This is a genomic window from Streptomyces sp. NPDC002499 (assembly GCF_053595415.1).
The window spans coordinates 719,095-735,742 of sequence record NZ_JBSFXO010000001.1 but is presented as its reverse complement, the minus strand read 5'-3'; the positions used below and the strand labels follow the sequence as shown (position 1 = coordinate 735,742).

16 protein-coding genes are annotated in these 16,648 nt (G+C 71.6%); 10 read left to right on the top strand and 6 right to left on the bottom strand.

The features are described 5' to 3' along the window. Positions 1–16 precede the first annotated feature (16 nt). The gene (locus ACWD5F_RS03290) at positions 17–1,585 is read left to right on the top strand and encodes a phytoene desaturase family protein (RefSeq protein WP_451250546.1); all 1,569 of its coding nucleotides are present in this window, start codon (positions 17–19) and stop codon (positions 1,583–1,585) included. A gap of 66 nt (positions 1,586–1,651) precedes the next feature. Here ACWD5F_RS03290 and ACWD5F_RS03285 read toward each other — a convergent pair whose 3' ends face one another. Together ACWD5F_RS03285 and ACWD5F_RS03280 are read right to left on the bottom strand one after the other, a co-directional pair. Next, on the bottom strand, positions 1,652–1,996 hold the full coding sequence (locus ACWD5F_RS03285; RefSeq protein ID WP_451250544.1) for a DUF2750 domain-containing protein: 345 nt from the start codon (positions 1,994–1,996) through the stop codon (positions 1,652–1,654). Positions 1,997–2,054: 58 nt separating this feature from the next. Next, positions 2,055–2,849, bottom strand: coding sequence for an SDR family NAD(P)-dependent oxidoreductase (locus ACWD5F_RS03280; RefSeq protein ID WP_451250542.1), 795 nt, complete (start codon positions 2,847–2,849; stop codon positions 2,055–2,057). Positions 2,850–2,936: 87 nt separating this feature from the next. Here ACWD5F_RS03280 and ACWD5F_RS03275 point away from each other — a divergent pair, with 87 nt between their 5' ends. The 3 genes from ACWD5F_RS03275 (at position 2,937) to ACWD5F_RS03265 (ending at position 6,531) form a co-directional block, all read left to right on the top strand. Continuing rightward, positions 2,937–3,788, top strand: a complete 852-nt coding sequence (locus ACWD5F_RS03275) for a helix-turn-helix transcriptional regulator (RefSeq protein ID WP_451250540.1) — start codon at positions 2,937–2,939, stop codon at positions 3,786–3,788. Between the two features lie 86 nt (positions 3,789–3,874). Next, positions 3,875–4,984, top strand: a complete 1,110-nt coding sequence (locus ACWD5F_RS03270; protein WP_124001265.1) for a nitronate monooxygenase — start codon at positions 3,875–3,877, stop codon at positions 4,982–4,984. Beyond that, positions 4,981–6,531 (top strand): acyl-CoA synthetase, encoded by a 1,551-nt coding sequence (locus ACWD5F_RS03265; protein ID WP_451250538.1) that lies wholly within the window; start codon positions 4,981–4,983, stop codon positions 6,529–6,531. Before ACWD5F_RS03270 ends, ACWD5F_RS03265 begins: the two co-directional genes overlap by 4 nt. Positions 6,532–6,555: 24 nt before the next feature. On the opposite strand, the gene ACWD5F_RS03260 is transcribed toward ACWD5F_RS03265, so the two are convergent. Next, a complete protein-coding gene (locus tag ACWD5F_RS03260; RefSeq protein ID WP_451251027.1) occupies positions 6,556–7,029 on the bottom strand; it encodes a DUF2867 domain-containing protein in 474 nt (157 codons plus the stop codon). Positions 7,030–7,378: 349 nt separating this feature from the next. Here ACWD5F_RS03260 and ACWD5F_RS03255 point away from each other — a divergent pair, with 349 nt between their 5' ends. Next, the gene (locus tag ACWD5F_RS03255) at positions 7,379–10,309 is read left to right on the top strand and encodes an AfsR/SARP family transcriptional regulator (protein ID WP_451250536.1); all 2,931 of its coding nucleotides are present in this window, start codon (positions 7,379–7,381) and stop codon (positions 10,307–10,309) included. A gap of 26 nt (positions 10,310–10,335) precedes the next feature. On the opposite strand, the gene ACWD5F_RS03250 is transcribed toward ACWD5F_RS03255, so the two are convergent. From ACWD5F_RS03250 to ACWD5F_RS03240, 3 genes are all read right to left on the bottom strand, one after another. Beyond that, complete coding sequence (locus ACWD5F_RS03250; protein WP_451250534.1) at positions 10,336–10,926, bottom strand: sigma-70 family RNA polymerase sigma factor; 591 nt, start codon at positions 10,924–10,926, stop codon at positions 10,336–10,338. 179 nt (positions 10,927–11,105) lie between these two features. Then, positions 11,106–12,020: a hypothetical protein gene (locus ACWD5F_RS03245; protein ID WP_451250532.1), complete on the bottom strand. Its 915-nt coding sequence runs from the start codon at positions 12,018–12,020 to the stop codon at positions 11,106–11,108. A gap of 51 nt (positions 12,021–12,071) precedes the next feature. After that, the gene (locus tag ACWD5F_RS03240) at positions 12,072–12,902 is read right to left on the bottom strand and encodes a lytic transglycosylase domain-containing protein (RefSeq protein ID WP_451250530.1); all 831 of its coding nucleotides are present in this window, start codon (positions 12,900–12,902) and stop codon (positions 12,072–12,074) included. 177 nt (positions 12,903–13,079) lie between these two features. Between ACWD5F_RS03240 and ACWD5F_RS03235 the strand changes: the two genes are divergently transcribed. From ACWD5F_RS03235 to ACWD5F_RS03215, 5 genes are all read left to right on the top strand, one after another. Further along, complete coding sequence (locus ACWD5F_RS03235; RefSeq protein WP_451250528.1) at positions 13,080–13,925, top strand: hypothetical protein; 846 nt, start codon at positions 13,080–13,082, stop codon at positions 13,923–13,925. After that, a complete protein-coding gene (locus ACWD5F_RS03230; protein ID WP_401723466.1) occupies positions 13,922–14,206 on the top strand; it encodes a hypothetical protein in 285 nt (94 codons plus the stop codon). Before ACWD5F_RS03235 ends, ACWD5F_RS03230 begins: the two co-directional genes overlap by 4 nt. 81 nt (positions 14,207–14,287) lie before the next feature. Continuing rightward, complete coding sequence (locus ACWD5F_RS03225) at positions 14,288–14,602, top strand: hypothetical protein (RefSeq protein ID WP_401723467.1); 315 nt, start codon at positions 14,288–14,290, stop codon at positions 14,600–14,602. A gap of 13 nt (positions 14,603–14,615) precedes the next feature. Then, positions 14,616–15,371, top strand: a complete 756-nt coding sequence (locus tag ACWD5F_RS03220) for a hypothetical protein (RefSeq protein WP_451250525.1) — start codon at positions 14,616–14,618, stop codon at positions 15,369–15,371. A 1-nt stretch (position 15,372) separates the two neighbouring features. Then, entirely contained in the window at positions 15,373–16,608 is a 1,236-nt protein-coding gene (locus tag ACWD5F_RS03215) for a hypothetical protein (protein ID WP_451250523.1), read from the top strand. Positions 16,609–16,648: the final 40 nt, after the last annotated feature.

Genomic DNA, 16,648 nt, shown 5'->3' with positions numbered 1-16,648 from the left:
CGTGTTACGAAGAACCATGACCGCACTCGAGGGACACCGCACGTACGACGCCGTCATCGTCGGCGGAGGGCACAACGGGCTGGTCGCCGCCGCCTATCTCGCTCGGGCCGGGCGGTCGGTGCTGGTGCTGGAGCGGCTCGACCGCACGGGGGGCGCCGCCGTCTCCACCCGGCCGTTCGCCGGGGTCGACGCGCGGCTGTCACGGTACTCGTACCTCGTCAGCCTGCTGCCGAAGAAGATCGTGCGGGACCTGGGCCTCGACTTCCGGGTCCGCACCCGCACCGTCTCCTCGTACACCCCCGTGGAACGGGACGGCCGGCCCACCGGACTCCTCGTCGGCGGCGGCGAGCGCCGCACCCGGGAGGCCTTCGCCCGGCTCACCGGATCCGCGAGCGAGTACGAGGCCTGGCAGCGGTTCTACGGCATGACCGGCCGTGTCGCCGAGCGGGTCTTCCCGACCCTCACCGAGCCGCTGCCCTCGCGTGCGGAGCTGCGCCTACGCGTCGATGACGAGGAGGCCTGGCGGGTCCTGTTCGAGGAGCCGATCGGCGTCGCCATCGAGGACCGCTTCGCCGACGACCTCGTGCGGGGGGTGGTCCTCACCGACGCCCTGATCGGCACCTTCGCCGACGCCCACGAACCCTCGCTCGCCCAGAACCGCTGCTTCCTCTACCACGTCATCGGCGGCGGCACCGGAGCCTGGGACGTCCCCGTCGGCGGCATGGGCGCCCTGACCGACGCCCTCGCCGCGGCCGCGCGCCACGCGGGCGCCGTCGTCGCCACCGGCCACGAGGCGGTACGCATCGACACGGACGGCCGAACCGCCGAGGTCGCGTACCGCACCCCCGACGGCGAGGGCACCGTCACCGCGCGGCACGTCCTGGTCAACGCCTCCCCGCAGGCCCTCGCGGAGCTGACCGACGACACCCCGCCCGCCCCCGCCGAGGGCGCCCAGCTCAAGGTGAACATGCTGCTCAAGCGATTGCCGAGGCTGAAGGACCGGTCCGTCGACGCGCGCGAGGCGTTCGCCGGCACCTTCCACATCGGCGAGGGGTACGCCGATCTCGCCACCGCCCACGCCCAGGCCGCCGCCGGCGAGCTGCCCGGCGCGCCGCCCTCCGAGATCTACTGCCACTCGCTCACCGACCCGACGATCCTCGGCCCCGACCTCGTCCAGCAGGGCTACCAGACCCTCACCCTGTTCGGTCTGCACACGCCCGCCCGGCTCTTCGACCGGGACAACGACGCCGTACGCGACGAACTCCTGAAGTCGACCCTCGCCCAGCTCGACACCCACCTCGCCGAGCCGATCGCCGACTGCCTCGCCACCGACGCCGAGGGGCGCCCCTGCATCGAGGCGAAGACGCCCCTCGACCTGGAACGCGACCTGCGCCTGCCCGGCGGCAACATCTTCCACCGCGAACTGTCCTGGCCCTACGCCCAGGAGGAAACGGGTCGTTGGGGCGTGGAGACCCGGCACCCCAACGTCCTGCTGTGCGGGGCGGGCGCGGTGCGCGGGGGAGGGGTGAGCGGGGTGCCGGGGCACAACGCGGCGATGGCGGTGCTGGAGGGTGGGGGCGCGTGAGCTGCGGTGGCTCGCAGGCGGAGAGCTGGGGCACGGGGTGCGCGCTCTGGCGGCGGGGCCAGTGAGCTAGCCGGCTGTCGCCAGTCGGTTGAGGACCTCCGCCGGGGTGAAGCTCCAGCCGACGAGGCGCGGCCCGCTCCAGTTGATGCCGATCAGGAGCCCTTCCCTGGCCACATCGGGCAGTTCGCGGTTACGCCAGTCCTCCAGGCACATGGACGTGACCCGCAGCCCGTTCCCCCAGATCTCCGCCGCCCTCCGGGCGCGGGCCGAGGTCGACCAGAAGGGAAGGCTTCGCGTGCCGTCCGCGGAGAGCGACGTCGGGCAGCCGATGTCGTCCCGGACGAACCAGACCACTCGGGTCCGGTGGACGTCTCGGAAGAACGCCGCCGCTTGCGAACCACTTTGACTCATGGCCGTCGAGCCTAATCGCACCAGGTCGGCCCCGGTACGCCCCCGAGGAACGCCCTCCTCACGCCCGCAACCCCCCGTCCACCGCCAGAATCACCCCGGTCACATACGACGCCCGATCACTCAGCAGCCATGCCGCCGCCTGCGCGATCTCCTCCGGGGCGGCGGGGCGGCCCAGTGGGTTGAGGGTCGAGATGCGGTCGATGATTCCGGGGGAGTTCCGCTCCCACTCGTCGACCATCTCCGTGAGGGTCAGCCCGGGGGCGATCGCGTTGACGCGGATGCCCTCGTGGCCGTACGTGGCGGCGGCCGACGCGGTGAGGCTGTTGACGGCCCGCTTGGCCGCGCCGTACACCGGCAGTTCGGGATTGGCCGCGAGGCTGCCGACGCTGGAGTTGTTGACGATGGCGCCGCGTCCGGCGGTGGCGCGGATGGCGGTGATCTCCGCCTTCATGGACAGCCACGGCCCCTTGAGATTGACCGCGCTGACCCGGTCGAAGTCGGCTTCCGACAGCTCGTCCAGCGGGCCGGGCGGCTGGATCGTGGCGCCGTTGTTGAAGGCGATGTCGAGCCGGCCGTACAGCTCCACGGTCCGGTCGACGGCGGCCCGGACGCTGTCCCCGTCGGCCAGGTCGCACAGCACGTAGTCGGCCGTGCCGCCCGCCGCCCTGATCTCCTCGGTGACCGCCTTGAGCTGCGCCTCCGTACGCGCCGCGAGGACCACCCGGGCACCTTCGCGGGCGAACAGCCGGGCCGACGCGGCGCCGATGCCGCGGCCGGCCCCGGTGATGAACGCGACCTTGTCGTCGAGCAGGCCGGTGGTGGGGTCGGGTGTCGTGTGAGGTGTGTTGTTCATGCCGTCGAGCCTGCGACCGGCCGCGGACCCTATCCAGGCACCGGCGGTACCTGGCTCGCCGGCTCGGCTCACGCGCACACTGGAGAGGTGAACCGACGAGGACTGGCGGACTTCCTGCGCAGCAGGCGCGAACGCATCACCCCCGCCGAGGTGGGCCTGCCCAGCGGCCCGCGTCGCCGTACGCCGGGGCTGCGCCGCGAGGAGGTCGCGCAGCTGGCGTACATCTCGACCGAGTACTACACCCGCCTCGAACAGGCCCGCGGCCCGCATCCGTCCCGCGAGGTGCTGGCCCAGCTCGCCCGCGCCCTGCGCCTGAGCGACCCCGAGCGCGACCACCTCCACCACCTCGCCGGGACCCCGCCCGGACCGCCGCCCGGTCCCTCGCGCGAGGTCCGGCAGAGCATTCTCGACCTGCTGGACCGACTGCCGTTCGCAGCGGCGTTCGTGACCTCGGCGATGTTCGAGATCATCGCCTGGAACGACCTCGCGGCCGCTCTGATGGAGGACTTCTCCGCCGTGCCCCGCCGTGACCGCAACCTCCTCCGGCGCGCCTTTCTCGGCCCGCACCCGGACGGCCGCCGCCTGTACGGCGTGTCGGACTCCGACGCGTTCACCCGGCACTCCGTCCCGGAGCTGCGCGCCGCCGCGGCCCGTTACCCCGGCGACCCGGAGGTGACCGGGCTGATCGACGAACTCCTGGCCGGCAGCGAGGAGTTCGCCCGGCTGTGGGCCGACCACCAGGTGGACGGCGGGCCCACCCTCCGCAAGACCTTCGACCACCCAGTCGTCGGCCGGGTCACCGTCAACTGCGACGCCCTGGACATCACCGACCGCGACCAGCGGGTCGTCATCTACACCGCCACCCCCGGCTCGCCGTCGGACGAGGCGCTGCGGCTGCTTTCGGTCATCGGTACTCAGCACATGGGCGTATCCGGCTGACGCCACGGAAAGCCCCGTGGCAAGAAATCTGACGGAGCATCAGAAAAGGCCTTCCGTCGTCCGGAGGACTGCGGCATTCTGCGCCCATGCAGACCGAGTTGAGCAACAGACTGGGAATCGAGCACGCCGTCTTCGGCTTCACGCCGTTCCCCGCCGTCGCCGCGGCCATCAGCCGGGCCGGCGGATTCGGTGTGCTCGGAGCGGTCCGCTACACCGCCCCCGACGAGCTCAAGCGGGACCTCGACTGGATCGAGGCGCACGTCGACGGGATGCCGTACGGCCTGGACGTCGTCATGCCGGCGAAGAAGGTCGAAGGCGTCAGCGTGGCCGACGTGGAGGCGATGATCCCGGAAGGGCACCGGCAGTTCGTCGTCGACACCCTCGCCAAGTACGGCGTGCCCGAACTCGCCGAGGGCGAGGCGTCCGGCTGGCGGATCACCGGCTGGATGGAGCAGGTCGCCCGCAACCAGCTCGACGTCGCCTTCGACTATCCGATCCGCCTGCTCGCCAACGCCCTCGGCTCCCCGCCCGCCGACGTGGTCACCCGCGCCCACGAGCACGACGTGCTGGTCGCCGCGCTGGCGGGCAGCGCCCGGCACGCGGTCAAGCACAAGGACGCCGGCCTCGACATCGTCGTCGCGCAGGGCTACGAGGCCGGCGGCCACACCGGCGAGATCGCCTCGATGGTCCTCACACCGGACGTCGTGGACGCCGTCGATCCACTGCCCGTACTGGCCGCAGGTGGCATCGGCAGCGGACAGCAGGTCGCCGCAGCGCTCGCCCTCGGCGCGCAGGGAGTGTGGCTGGGGTCCGTCTGGCTGACCGTCACCGAGGCCGAACTGCCCTCGCCCAAGCTGATCGAGAAACTCCTCGCCGCCGACGCGGGCGCCACCGTCCGCTCCCGCGCGCTGACCGGAAAACCCGCACGTCAGCTCCGTACCGAATGGACCGACGCCTGGGACGACCCGGCCGGACCCGGCACCCTCCCCATGCCCCTGCAAGGGCTGTTGGTCGCCGACGCCGTCTCGCGGATCCAGAAGTACGAGGTCGATCCGCTGCTCGGCACGCCCGTCGGCCAGATCGTCGGCCGGATGAACAGCGAACGCAGTGTCCAGGCCGTCTTCGACGACCTCACCCGCGGCTTCGAGCAGGCCGTGGACCGCATCAACCGCATCGCCGGAAGGAGCGGCCAGTGAGCACACCCCCCGCCGGTTTCTGGGCCCAGGCCACCGAGGCCCCCGACCGCACGGTCCTCGTCGCACCGGACGGCGAGGAGTGGACCGCCGGACGGCTGCACGCCGCAGCCAACCGCCTCGTCCACGGCCTGCGCGCCGCTGGCCTGGGGCGCGGGGACGCCTTCGCGGTCGTGCTGCCCAACGGCGTCGAGTCCTTCACCGCCTATCTCGCCGCCAGCCAGGCCGGCTTCTATCTCGTCCCGATCAACCACCACTTCGTCGGCCCGGAGATCGCCTGGATCGTCGCCGACTCCGGCGCCAAGGTGCTCATCGCCCACGAGCGGTTCGCCGAACCGGCCCGCCGCGCGGCCGAGGAGGCCGGACTCCCGGCGAGCCACCGGTACAGCGTCGGCACGGTCGAGGGCTTCCGGCCGTACGCCGAACTCCTCGACGGACAGCCCGAGTCGGCGCCCGAGGACCGCGAACTGGGCTGGGTCATGAACTACACGTCGGGTACGACAGGACGCCCGCGCGGCATCCGCCGCCCGCTGCCCGGCAAGCGCCCCGAGGAGGCCTACCTCGGCGGCTTCCTCGGCATCTTCGGCATCAAGCCGTTCGGCGACAACGTCCATCTCGTCTGCTCGCCGCTCTACCACACCGCCGTGCTCCAGTTCGCGGGCGCTTCCCTGCACATCGGGCACCGGCTCGTGCTGATGGACAAGTGGACGCCCGAGGAGATGCTCCGCGTCATCGACGCCCACCGGTGCACGCACACGCACATGGTCCCGACGCAGTTCCACCGCCTGCTCGCGCTGCCGGAGGAGGTCCGGCGGACGTACGACGTCTCGTCGATGCGGCACGCCATCCACGGGGCCGCGCCCTGTCCCGACCATGTGAAACGCGCCATGATCGACTGGTGGGGCGACTGCGTGGAGGAGTACTACGCGGCCAGCGAGGGGGGCGGGGCGTTCGCCACCGCGGAGGACTGGCTGAAGAAGCCCGGGACCGTCGGCAAGGCCTGGCCCATCAGCGAACTCGCCGTCTTCGACGACGACGGCAACCGGCTGCCGCCCGGTGAACTCGGCACCGTCTACATGAAGATGAACACCGGCGGCTTCGCCTACCACAAGGACGAGGCCAAGACGAAGAAGAACCGCATCGGCGACTTCTTCACCGTCGGCGACCTCGGCTACCTCGACGAGGACGGCTATCTCTACCTCCGTGACCGCAAGATCGACATGATCATCTCGGGTGGCGTCAACATCTATCCGGCCGAGATCGAGTCCGCCCTGCTGGCCCACCCCGCCGTCGCCGACGCGGCCGTCTTCGGCATCCCGCACGACGACTGGGGCGAGGAGGTCAAGGCCGTCGTCGAGCCGGCCCCGGGCCACGAACCCGGTCCCGCACTGGCCGCAGCGATCCTCGACCACTGCGCCGAGCAACTCGCGGGCTACAAACGGCCGAAGACCGTCGACTTCATCGCGGAGATGCCCCGCGACCCCAACGGCAAGCTCTACAAGCGGCGGTTGCGGGATCCGTACTGGGAGGGGCGTACGCGACCGGTGTGACCCCGATCCGTACGGCGTCCGGTGTCATGTCCGCCCGGCCCTGCCCACCATGGCGTGGACGATCAGGTGGTGGAAGGGCTCGATGGCCTTGAAGTACAGGCGGCTGACGGGGCGTTCGAACCGGACGACCGTCGTGCAGACGCCCTCCAGCCCGGTGCCGTCGGACACCGGGCGGAGGGCGAAGGACACGCGGAAGGCGAGGTGCTTGTCGTCCTCGCCGCACAGCACCTCGTCCGCGGCCACCGTGAGCAGCCGGAACGGTCCCACCCTGCGGCCGGGTTCGATACGGACGTCGGCGGCGCGGACGTGTTCCCGGGTCTTGAGGCCGAAGGGCGCCACGACCCTGTCCCGGACGTCCATCAGCCGGTTCGCCCACTTCGGGGTGCCGGTGAGGACCAGCCGGGTGAACTCGACGGCGTCGATGCCGACGGGGAGATCCACGGACACGGCGTCGACATGGTCGTAGCGACCGAGATCGGCAATCGACGCGCCGAGCACCGGCGGTACGTGCCGCCGGACTCGTCGTACGCGCCGTGCTCGCGTGCGAGTCATGTCCGCTTCTCTCCCCGTTGACGTCAACGGCGTTCGGTCGCCTTCGACCCGGTCTGGTCGCTGTGGTGCGGCGACTTCGGGTTCGAGGACCGGGAGTACGTCAACAGTGTGCGCGCCACCGGGCAGCGCGGCACACGCGCGTGCCGTGTCCCCGGCCGCCGGCTCGTCGATGCTGACCTGGTTGGCGAACTGCTGCGAGCGGCCGCAGTGGTGGGATGCGTGCGGATTCCCGTGCGAACGTGTGGCCGGAATCAATTACGCGCGTTCGGCGTCTCGGCCGCTACTGTGCTGGACCGTGGAGGAAAGTGGACCGCACAGCCTCCGGTTCTCCCTGCTCGGCCCGCTGCGTGCCTGGCGGGGTCCCGTCGAACTGGCGCTCGGGTCCCCTCAGCAGTGTGCGGTGCTCGCGGCGCTGCTGCTCAGCCGGGGGCGGCCGATCGGGGTGGCCGATCTCGTGGACGGGGTCTGGGGCGCGCGGCCGTCTCCGGGCGCTGTCGCGATGGTGCGTACCTACGTCTCACGGCTCCGCAAGCTGTTCGAGCCCGAGCGGACGGCAGGGCGGCCGTCCGGGCTGCTGGTCTCCATCGGGGACGGATACGCCCTGCGGACCGACCGGATCTCCAGTGATCTGGCCGAGTTCGAGGAGGCGTTGACGCAGGCCGAGCGCCGTCGGGTCGCCGGTGACACGAATGGCGCGGTCCGGCTGCTGCGTACCGTGTCGGCCGCCGGGGGCGGTGCGGCACTGGCCGGCGTGCCCGGTCCTTACGCCGAGTCCGCGCGGACCGACCTGGCTGAACGCCGGCTGGGCGCCTTGGAGTTGAGGCTGTCCATGGAGCTGGAGCTGGGCCGCCACGAGGCGGCGGTGCCGGAACTGCTGGCGCTGCGCGACGCGCATCCGCTGCGCGAGGCGGTGGTCGAGCTGCTGCTGACCGCCCTGTACCGGTGCGGCCGGCAGGCCGAGGCGCTGGAGGCCTACGCGAGCACGCGCCGCGTGCTGGTCGAGGAACTGGGCATCGAGCCGGGGCCGTCCTTACGGGCCGTACACGCACGGCTTCTCGCCGGAGACCCCGCGCTCGCCCGGCCGACGCTCCACGGACCGGCCGCTGACACCCACGCCCCGCACAGCCCCGGTGCCCCGCCTCGTCCGGAGCCGGATGCCTCCTCACCCGGCCGCCGGGCCGGAGCCGTGAGCCCCGCCCAACTCCCCGCCGATCTGGCCTTGTTCACCGGTCGCCGTACCGAACTCGACTACTTCGCCACCCTGTTGCCCGAAGGGGACGGCCCGCCCGACACCGCGGTCATCGGCGTCGTCGACGGAATGGCGGGGACCGGCAAGACCACCCTCGCCGTGCACTGGGCCCACCGGGTGGCCCACCGCTTCCCCGACGGCTGCCTGTACGTCAACCTTCGCGGCTACGACCCGCACGGCGCCCGGATGCTTCCGGAATCCGCGATCGAGATGTTCCTCATGGCGCTCGGCGTGCCCCCGCAGACCGTCCCGGAGGGACTCGACGCACAGGCCGCCTTCTACCGCAGCGTCCTCGCCGACCGGCGCGTCCTGATCGTGCTGGACAACGCCCGGGACGCCGACCAGGTACGGCCGCTGCTGCCCGGCACACCCGGCAGCCTCGTCATCGTCACCAGCCGCAACCGGCTCGGCGGTCTCGTCGCCGGGCACGGTGCCCGTCCGCTCACGACGGGCCTGCTGAGCGCCGAGGAATCGTACGAGTTGCTGTCCCGGCGGCTGGGCGCCCGCGTCGACGCCGAACCGGAGGCCGTCGCCGCGATCACCGAGCTGTGCGCCCGACTGCCGCTGGCCCTGGCCATCGTGGCGGCCCGCGCGGCCCACCATCCCGGCTTCCGGCTCGTCGACGTCGCGCAGGAACTCCGGGACCACCACGGCAGCCTCGACGCGTTCGTCGGCGACGACGCCGGCACCGACGCCCGTGCCGTGTTCTCCTGGTCGTACCAGGCCCTGTCGCCCGAGGCGGCCGGACTCTTCCGCCGTCTCGCCCTGCACCCGGGCCCCGACATCACCACCGTCGCGGCCACCGCGCTGACCGGCGCACCACCCCGTGAGGTCCGCGCCCTGCTGACCGAACTCACCAGGGCGAACCTCCTCATCGAACACGCTCCGGGCCGGTTCGTCTTCCACGACCTGCTGCGCGCCTACTCCGGCGAACTCGCCGAGGCCGAGGACGGCGAGAGCGTCAGGGGCGCGGCTCTGCTGCGGATGCACGACCACTTCCTGCGGACCGCCCACAACGCCTCCTCGGTCCTCGATCCGTTCCGCGAGACCATCGCCCTGCCGCCGGGCACAACGGACAGCGAGCCCCTTCGGTTCAACGACCGGGGGCAGGCGACCGCCTGGCTGCGCACGGAGCGGTACGTCCTGAGCGCGATCGTCGAACACGCCGCCGCCCACGGGTACGACGAACACGCCTGGCGCATCGCCGCGGCCGTGGACGTCTACTTCAACCGGCTCGGGTTCTGGCACGACCTCCTGAAGATCAACAGCGTGGCGCTGGGAGCGGCACGGGAACTCGGCGATCCCGTCGGCCAGGCGTACTCCCTGTGCGGTCTGGGCGTGGCCCACTCGCAGCTCAACCACGCCGAGCCCGCGTCGAGGCATCTCGAACGCGCGCTGGAGCTGTTCCGTGCCGCCGGCGACCCGTTCGGTCAGGCCCGGGTCCATCGTGGTCTCGCCTACCTGGCCAACCGGACGGACCGGCGTCCGGCCGCCCTCGACCACTACGCCGAGGCTCGGGCGCTGTTCCGGGCCGAGGGCGACCGCAACGGCGAAGCCGGTGTGCTCAACCAGGTCGCCTGGACGTACATCCTGATCGGCGAGCACGAGAAAGCCCTCGACTGCTGCCGGGAGGGCCTGGCCCTCTACGACGAGATGGGCGACCCCTACGGATCGGCCTCGACGCAGGACACCCTCGGCTACGCCTACCACCACCTCGGCCTGTACGCGGACGCCATCGAGCATTTCAAGCGGTCGGCGAGCCTGTTCGCCGTGATCGGCGACCGCTATCTCGAAGCCGACGTCCTGCGCCACCTCAGCGACGCCCGCCAGGCCACCGGTGACTTCGACGCGGCCCGCGAGGCGCTGCGGTCGGCCCTCGCGCTGCTGGAGGAGATGGGCCATCCGGACGCCGAGGAGGTGGGCTCGGTCCTGCGTGAACTGGAGACCGCCGGGCCGGATGCGCCGACAGGTCCTTGACGCCTTCACGGGCTCCGGCCGCCGGCTCAGCACGCCACGTCCGTCTCCGCCTCTTCCTGCCACGCCTCCTCCACCACGACTCCCTGTTCCCGCAGGGCCAGGCGCAGGCTGCGCAGCGCGTAGTACACGCGGGACTTCACCGTGCCCCGCGGAATCCCCAGGTCATCCGCGGCCTGCTGGGTGGTGCGGTCCGCGAAGAACGTCGCCTGGAGCACCTCACGGTGCGCGGGCGTGAGCGTCTGCAGAGCCTTGTGCAGCACCATGGACGACAGCATCCGTTCTATGTCGTCCACCTCGCAGTACATGTCGCCCAGCCAGTTGGTGCCGCTGATCTCCAACGGGCGCGCCATCCGGGTCCGGTGGGCGTCGATGACCAGGTTGCGGGCGACCCGGAACATCCAGGGGCGGATGGCCATTCCCTCGGCGTCGGTCAGATTCCCGTTGTTCCAGCAGCGCAGCAGCGTCTCCTGGAGGATGTCCTCCGCGCGGTGCGTGTCCCAGTCCAGCATGCGCAGCACGTACGAGTAGAGGGCCGGCCCGTGTTCCAGATAGAGGTCGCGCAGCGCCCGTTCCTCGGGCGAGACCGCGCTCGCCGAGCCGATGGCCGTCACGTTCATGGAAGTGCTCCTGCTCCTCGGGTTGACCACCCCCGGCCGGTTGCGCGCCGGGGGTGGTGCTCGTGGGGAACGGAGTGTTCCGAGGGACGGTCCACGTCTGTTTGACGCCTGGTGTACGAGGCGATTGACGGGCCGGTCAGCGCCAGTGCGCCGGAGTGCGCGGGGTCGCGCGGGAGGGTTCAGACGTACGCCCCCTCCAACGCCTTCACGTGTCTGCGGACCTCTTCGGCGAGTTCGGTGTGGCCGGGCGGCAGCGCGCCCCGACGGCTCAACATGTCCCACATGTGCAGCAGTTCGTGCCCGTGGGCGACGGCGGCCCGGGAGTCGTCGAGCTGCTGCCAGGCCGCCGCCGCCCGCGCCACGTCCATCGGCGCCCGCTCGTCGCGGGCACCGCACCGGATCCTGGCCACGGCCAGCGCCAGTACGACGGCCACGCGGTGGTCGCCGCGCAGGTACGCGAGGTAGGCCTCCACGGCCCGCGCCTCCAGCGCGTGCGGATGCTCGGCGCCCACCGAACCGGTCAGGCGCTCGCGCAGCGCGGTCGCCCTGGCGAACGCCTCGTCGAGCCGGCCGGCGACCCCCAACGCGTTGATCCGGCCGACCTGTTCGGAGAGTCCGGCGGGGGGCAGGTCGACGCCGGGGACGGGTTCCCGCACTGCGGTACCGGTGGCGGCCGTGGCACGGGCGCGGGCGACCGCGCCGGCGATGGCGGAGGTGGGGGTGGACGCGGAGGCGGAGGTGGACATGGAGGTCGAGGTGGCGGACGAGGTGACCGTCGGCGGGGACGCGAGGTCGGTGGAAGGCTCGGGTTCCGGCTCGGATGCCGACCGCGGTTCGGGTTCCGGTGTTTCCCCGGATTCGTGCGCGAGGACGTGGCTGGAGCCGTCCGGCAGCACCCGCAGGACGAAGTGGGCCGTACCGGGGCCGTCGCCGACCGTGGCCTCCACGGCCGCGCCGGACTCCTCGGCGTACCGGTGCAACTCGTCGAGCACGGCCTCGTGCACGGACTGACCGGGGGCGGGGACGAGCGGATCGCCGTTGATCTCGGCGAGGCCTTCGTCGGAGACGTACACCTTGAAGCGGTCCTGGTCCATGGCTGTCTTCCTCGTACGGCGGGTCCGGCGGACTGGGGGAGTGGGGGGGTGTCAGTTCGTGCGGGTCGGCGTCGAGGTGGGTGTGACGCCGGGGGTGGCGCCCGAGGGCGGGGCGGCGATGCCCTGGTACTTGGCGAACTGGGCGCGGATGGCGAGGACATAGCTCAGGGCGTCGTTCGACTGCGGGACACCCTTGGCCGCCTTCACGGCGTCCATGCCGACGGCGTGGCCGGCCAGGGCGAGGTCCAGGACGCTGTTGGTGGTGTTGCCGTCCTTGTCGGTGGTCTTCACGACCGTGCCGTTGTCGAGCAACGTCTGTCCCTGGCTCGCCAGATCGCACATGTAGCGGCCCAGAGCCATGATCGAGTCCTTGTTGTCCGACGCCTGCGTCTTGCCGTTGTTGTCGTCGTCCTTGCCGAACTTGCCGAAGGTGTCCGGCGTCAGCTGTGAGATGCCCGTCTCGCCGTGCGGGCCGACCACGGCCGAGTTGAAGCCGGACGCCTTCTCCAACTGGGAGGCGATGACGATCGGGCCGATCGCGTCGCACTGCTCGCCGGCCTTCTGGATGGGGTCCACCAGGTCCGCGGGGACGGTGGAGGTGTCCAACTCGCCCTTTCCGTCGCCCTGGAGGATGGCCACCATCTGGTTCGCGGTGTCGTTGTCGCTGCTGTAGTCGTCGGCGCTGCCGCCCCCTCCGCCGAAGAGCAGGATCAGCGCGATGAGCGGGGCGAGCAGGACCCCGAGCCCGCCGAAGATGATGATCAGCGGCACGGCGCCCGCCACGGCGAGCGGGATCATCACACAGCCGCCCACGCCGGCACCGGCCACGCCGTACATGACGGCGTTCGAGCCCGCGCCGTCCTCACTCCCGGCGGCACCCATCCGCGTCCTCCGCCTTCTTCGACTCGTCTTGAACCGCTGTGGCCACATGGCCCGTTGTGCTGTCCGACGGACCCGGTAGACCGAAACGGGGCCCGTGGCGAAAAGGTTCAGAACAGCGGAAACCGGATGAGTCAGAGCAGCGGAAGCACGAGCCAGGAGGGGGGCGGGAAAAACATCGTGGGCACTCCTTCGGCACCACAACCGATCCCGCAGTCATGGGTACGGGGACCCAAGTCCACGCAGCCGGCACACCCGGAGACGGACGGCGGCACGGCCGCCCCGGTGGGGCAGACGGCGTACTCCCCGCACCAGGGTTTCGGCGGCGGGCTGCCGTCCGCACCCGTGCGGCAGGAGGCACCGGCACCGCGGGCGCGGAGCGCCGTACAGCCCGCCCCGGGCCAGATCGCCCCGGCCGTCTCCCGGCCCCCGGCACCCGCCGCACGGCAGACCACAGCCCCCGGGGCGCCCGCCGCGCGGCAGGCCGCACCCCGGTCCGACTCCCTTGCGCGCAAGGCCCCTTCGGACCGCCCGACGCAGCAGGGCTGGGGTCAGCCGAAGCGGCCCAGGACGGCGGCGCGCGGCAGGTCGCGCGAGGACGTCGGGTGGGTCAAGGCCCACGGCGGCTCCGGCGCGACCTCGCTGGTCGAGGCCCTGGGCGGCGTGGACGTGGGCGCCCGCTGGCCGGAGCCCGCGCGGGGCGAGCCGTACCGGATCGTCCTGGTCGGCCGGACCAGCGCGAGCGGACTGCGCTCCGTGTCCCGGGCGCTCGGCGCGCTCAACGACGGCAACGCCCCGCAGGGGCTCGAACTGCTGGCCGTGGTGCTCGTCGCCGACGCCCCCGGGCGGCTGCCGCTCGGTCTGCTGCGCCGCATCCGGGTCCTGCGCTCCGTCGCCCGCGTGCACCGCGTGCCTTGGATCCCGGCGTGGCGCACGGACAGCCGGATGAAGTACGTCCCCAGGCAACTCGTCACGCTCTCCCGGCTGGTGGGCAGCGACGTCTACGGCGAGGGAGCCAGGTCGTGATCCAACACCCCTACGCCGCGCAGTACTTGGCCGACGGGTACGACCCTGGCGACGACGGTCACCTGATCATCAACACCCTCTCCTGGTGCGCCTCGGCCTGTGGTGTCGCCGGACTGATCATCGTCGGTATGCAGATGGCGCTCCAGCTGCGCCGCGGCGACCCGGGCGAGGGCGGTGAGCACTTCCGCGGTGTCTTCTTCGTCGTCCTGGCCTGTGTGATCGCCACCTCGGCCGGTCCGCTCGTCACCTTCCTCGGCGACCTGACCCTTCAAGGGCCCTGAGACCAACAGGCCTTCCAGCACTGCCAGTTCACCGCCCCGCCCACCACTCGGTCCGGGGCGCCGACTCCTCGGAGAATCCTCATGTCCGCAATGCTCCAAGAAGCCTCCCACTACCTCGCCGCCGTCGTCCCCGCACCGTCGGGCGGCGCCAACGTCCCCCAGCCGACGAGCAACGCTCCCGGCCCGCTGACCACCAAGGTCAACCTCGTCCTCGGCATCCTCGCCTGGGCCGGCACCGCGGCCGGAGTCTGCGGCGTGCTGATCACCGGCGCGATGATGGCCATCTCCGTCAAGCGGGGTGAGAGCTCGGAGCACATGAGCCGCCTCGGCATGGTGCTCGGCGGCTGTGTCCTGGTGGCCACGGCCGGCCCGATCGTCCAGTTCGTCTTCAACTAGAGAGCGCGGGACAGTGGGCATCTTCAAGCGCGGAGAACAGCGGTCCGAGGAGTCCGGGCCGTACTGGAAGCAGCGCAGTTGGCAGGCATCGGCGGGGTTCCTCGCGCTGGTCGTCGTCCTCGGCGTGATCACCACGCTGACGTCGGGCTCGGGCTCCGGCGGCCGTGCCGGGGCGCCGGTGTCCAAAGGCCCGCTGTCCGGCACCGCCACCAAGAAGGACGGCCGTCCCGGCGGCTGCCGCACCGACGACAGCGCGGGCGACGCGATCCCCACCTCCGTGCCGAAGGACATCAGTTGGCACCCGCTCAGCATCGGGCGGGTGCCGGTCTCGGCCTCGGCGGGGCCGACCAGGATCGAGGGCGCCGTGTGGTGGTGCTTCGCGCACACACCCATGGGCGCCGCGCTGGCCGCCACCGACATCCCCACCCAGATGAGCGGAACGCAGTGGCGCACCGTCACCGACCAGCAGGTGGTCGCCGGGCAGGGACGCGAACTGTTCGTGTTCCAGCGCACCGCCGTGCCGGACACGGACAGTTCGAACAGGGCCCCGGTCACGTCGTCCTACGCAGGGTTCCAGGTGACCTCGTACACCAGGGAGGCGGCGACCGTCAGGCTGTTGATCAAGAACGAGCAGGGCTATGCCGCGACCAGCGTCTCCGTGCGCTGGAGCGGCGGCGACTGGAAGATCCAGCCCGACGGAAGCGGCGGCCTGTACTCGCAGTTGGCCACCGAGCAGAGCGCCGTCGGCTACACACTCTGGGGGGTCTGACGTGGCGGCCTGCAGCAACGGGAATCCGCTCGCGGACGCGATCACCGGGTTCTTCAGCTTTCTCGGCGACCCGGTCGGGACCGTCATCGGCCTGATCGCGAAGTCGATCCTCGCCGCCGCGATCGCGGTGTTCGCGGGGCTCGCCGACAGTGTCCCGACCCTGGACGACACGACCACCTCGCACGACCTCAGTGACAAGACATCGTGGATCGTGGTCTATCTGGCCGTCGGTTCGCTGCTGTTCGCGGCGGGCAAGATGGCGATCGAGCGCAAGGGCACCGCCGGTGTCACCGCGCTGAAGGGCATCCTGCGCGTCATCCTCGTCGCGGGCGCGGCCACCACCATCTGCCTGGCCGCGGCAAGGGTCGCGGACAGTTACTCCACCTACCTGTTCAACGACTCCGTACAGAACGCCCTGGACAACATCGGCGCCTGCGGGGACAACAGCGACATCCAGTCCTTCCTGCTGCTGATCCTCGCCTTCCTGCTGCTGCTCGCGGGCATCCTGCACACGATCCTGATGTACATCCGGCTCGGCGTCATGATGATCATGCTCGGCACCCTGCCGCTGGCCGCCGCGGCCTCGATGACGGACTGGGGCGCGGGCTGGTGGCGCAAGCACATCGGCTGGATGATCTCCTGGCTGCTCTACAAGCCCGCGGTCGCTCTCGTGCTGAACGCCGGCATGACGATGATCAGCCAGGGCAAGACCGGCACGAACCCCAACGTCAACACCCGTATCGCCGGCATCGGCGTGATGCTGCTCTCCGCCATCGCGCTCCCCGCGCTGCTGAAGCTCGTCGTACCCGCCACCGCTGCCATGGGCACCGGCGACCCGATGGCCGCCATGGGCCAGGCGGGCAACCAGCTGGCGACCGGTGCCGTACAGGTCGGTGCCATGAGCGGCGGGTCCGGCGGGTCCGGCGGAGACAGCGGACAGAAGGGCCCGAGCGGAGCGAGCGGCACCGGTGGGGCGGCCGGTACCTCCGGTGGTGACGGGGCGTCCGGCGGAAGCGGTTCGGACGGCGCGTCCGGCTCGGGCGGTCCGAGCGGGGCGAGCAAGGGCGGTGGCGGCGCGGGCAAGGCCGCGGGCGGTGCGGGCAAGGAGGCCGGAGCGGCGCTGGGCGGCCCCGCCGGTATCGCGATCCTCGCGGCCGTGGCCGCGGCCCAGACCGCGGGTTCGACCGTCTCCGGTGCCGTCGAGGGCGGCGACGGAGACCTCGGCAACAACAAGTGATACCGGGGGAGTCCACGACATCCAGGCGGTACGCCCCTAC

Bases quoted from the DNA above. Each gene is read 5' to 3' on its own strand.
- ACWD5F_RS03290 (WP_451250546.1), top strand. From the start codon at position 17: ATGACCGCACTCGAGGGACACCGCACGTACGACGCCGTCATCGTCGGC.
- ACWD5F_RS03285 (WP_451250544.1), bottom strand. From the start codon at position 1,996: ATGAGTCAAAGTGGTTCGCAAGCGGCGGCGTTCTTCCGAGACGTCCAC.
- ACWD5F_RS03280 (WP_451250542.1), bottom strand. From the start codon at position 2,849: ATGAACAACACACCTCACACGACACCCGACCCCACCACCGGCCTGCTC.
- ACWD5F_RS03270 (WP_124001265.1), top strand. From the start codon at position 3,875: ATGCAGACCGAGTTGAGCAACAGACTGGGAATCGAGCACGCCGTCTTC.
- ACWD5F_RS03250 (WP_451250534.1), bottom strand. From the start codon at position 10,926: ATGAACGTGACGGCCATCGGCTCGGCGAGCGCGGTCTCGCCCGAGGAA.
- ACWD5F_RS03245 (WP_451250532.1), bottom strand. From the start codon at position 12,020: ATGGACCAGGACCGCTTCAAGGTGTACGTCTCCGACGAAGGCCTCGCC.
- ACWD5F_RS03240 (WP_451250530.1), bottom strand. From the start codon at position 12,902: ATGGGTGCCGCCGGGAGTGAGGACGGCGCGGGCTCGAACGCCGTCATG.
- ACWD5F_RS03225 (WP_401723467.1), top strand. From the start codon at position 14,288: ATGTCCGCAATGCTCCAAGAAGCCTCCCACTACCTCGCCGCCGTCGTC.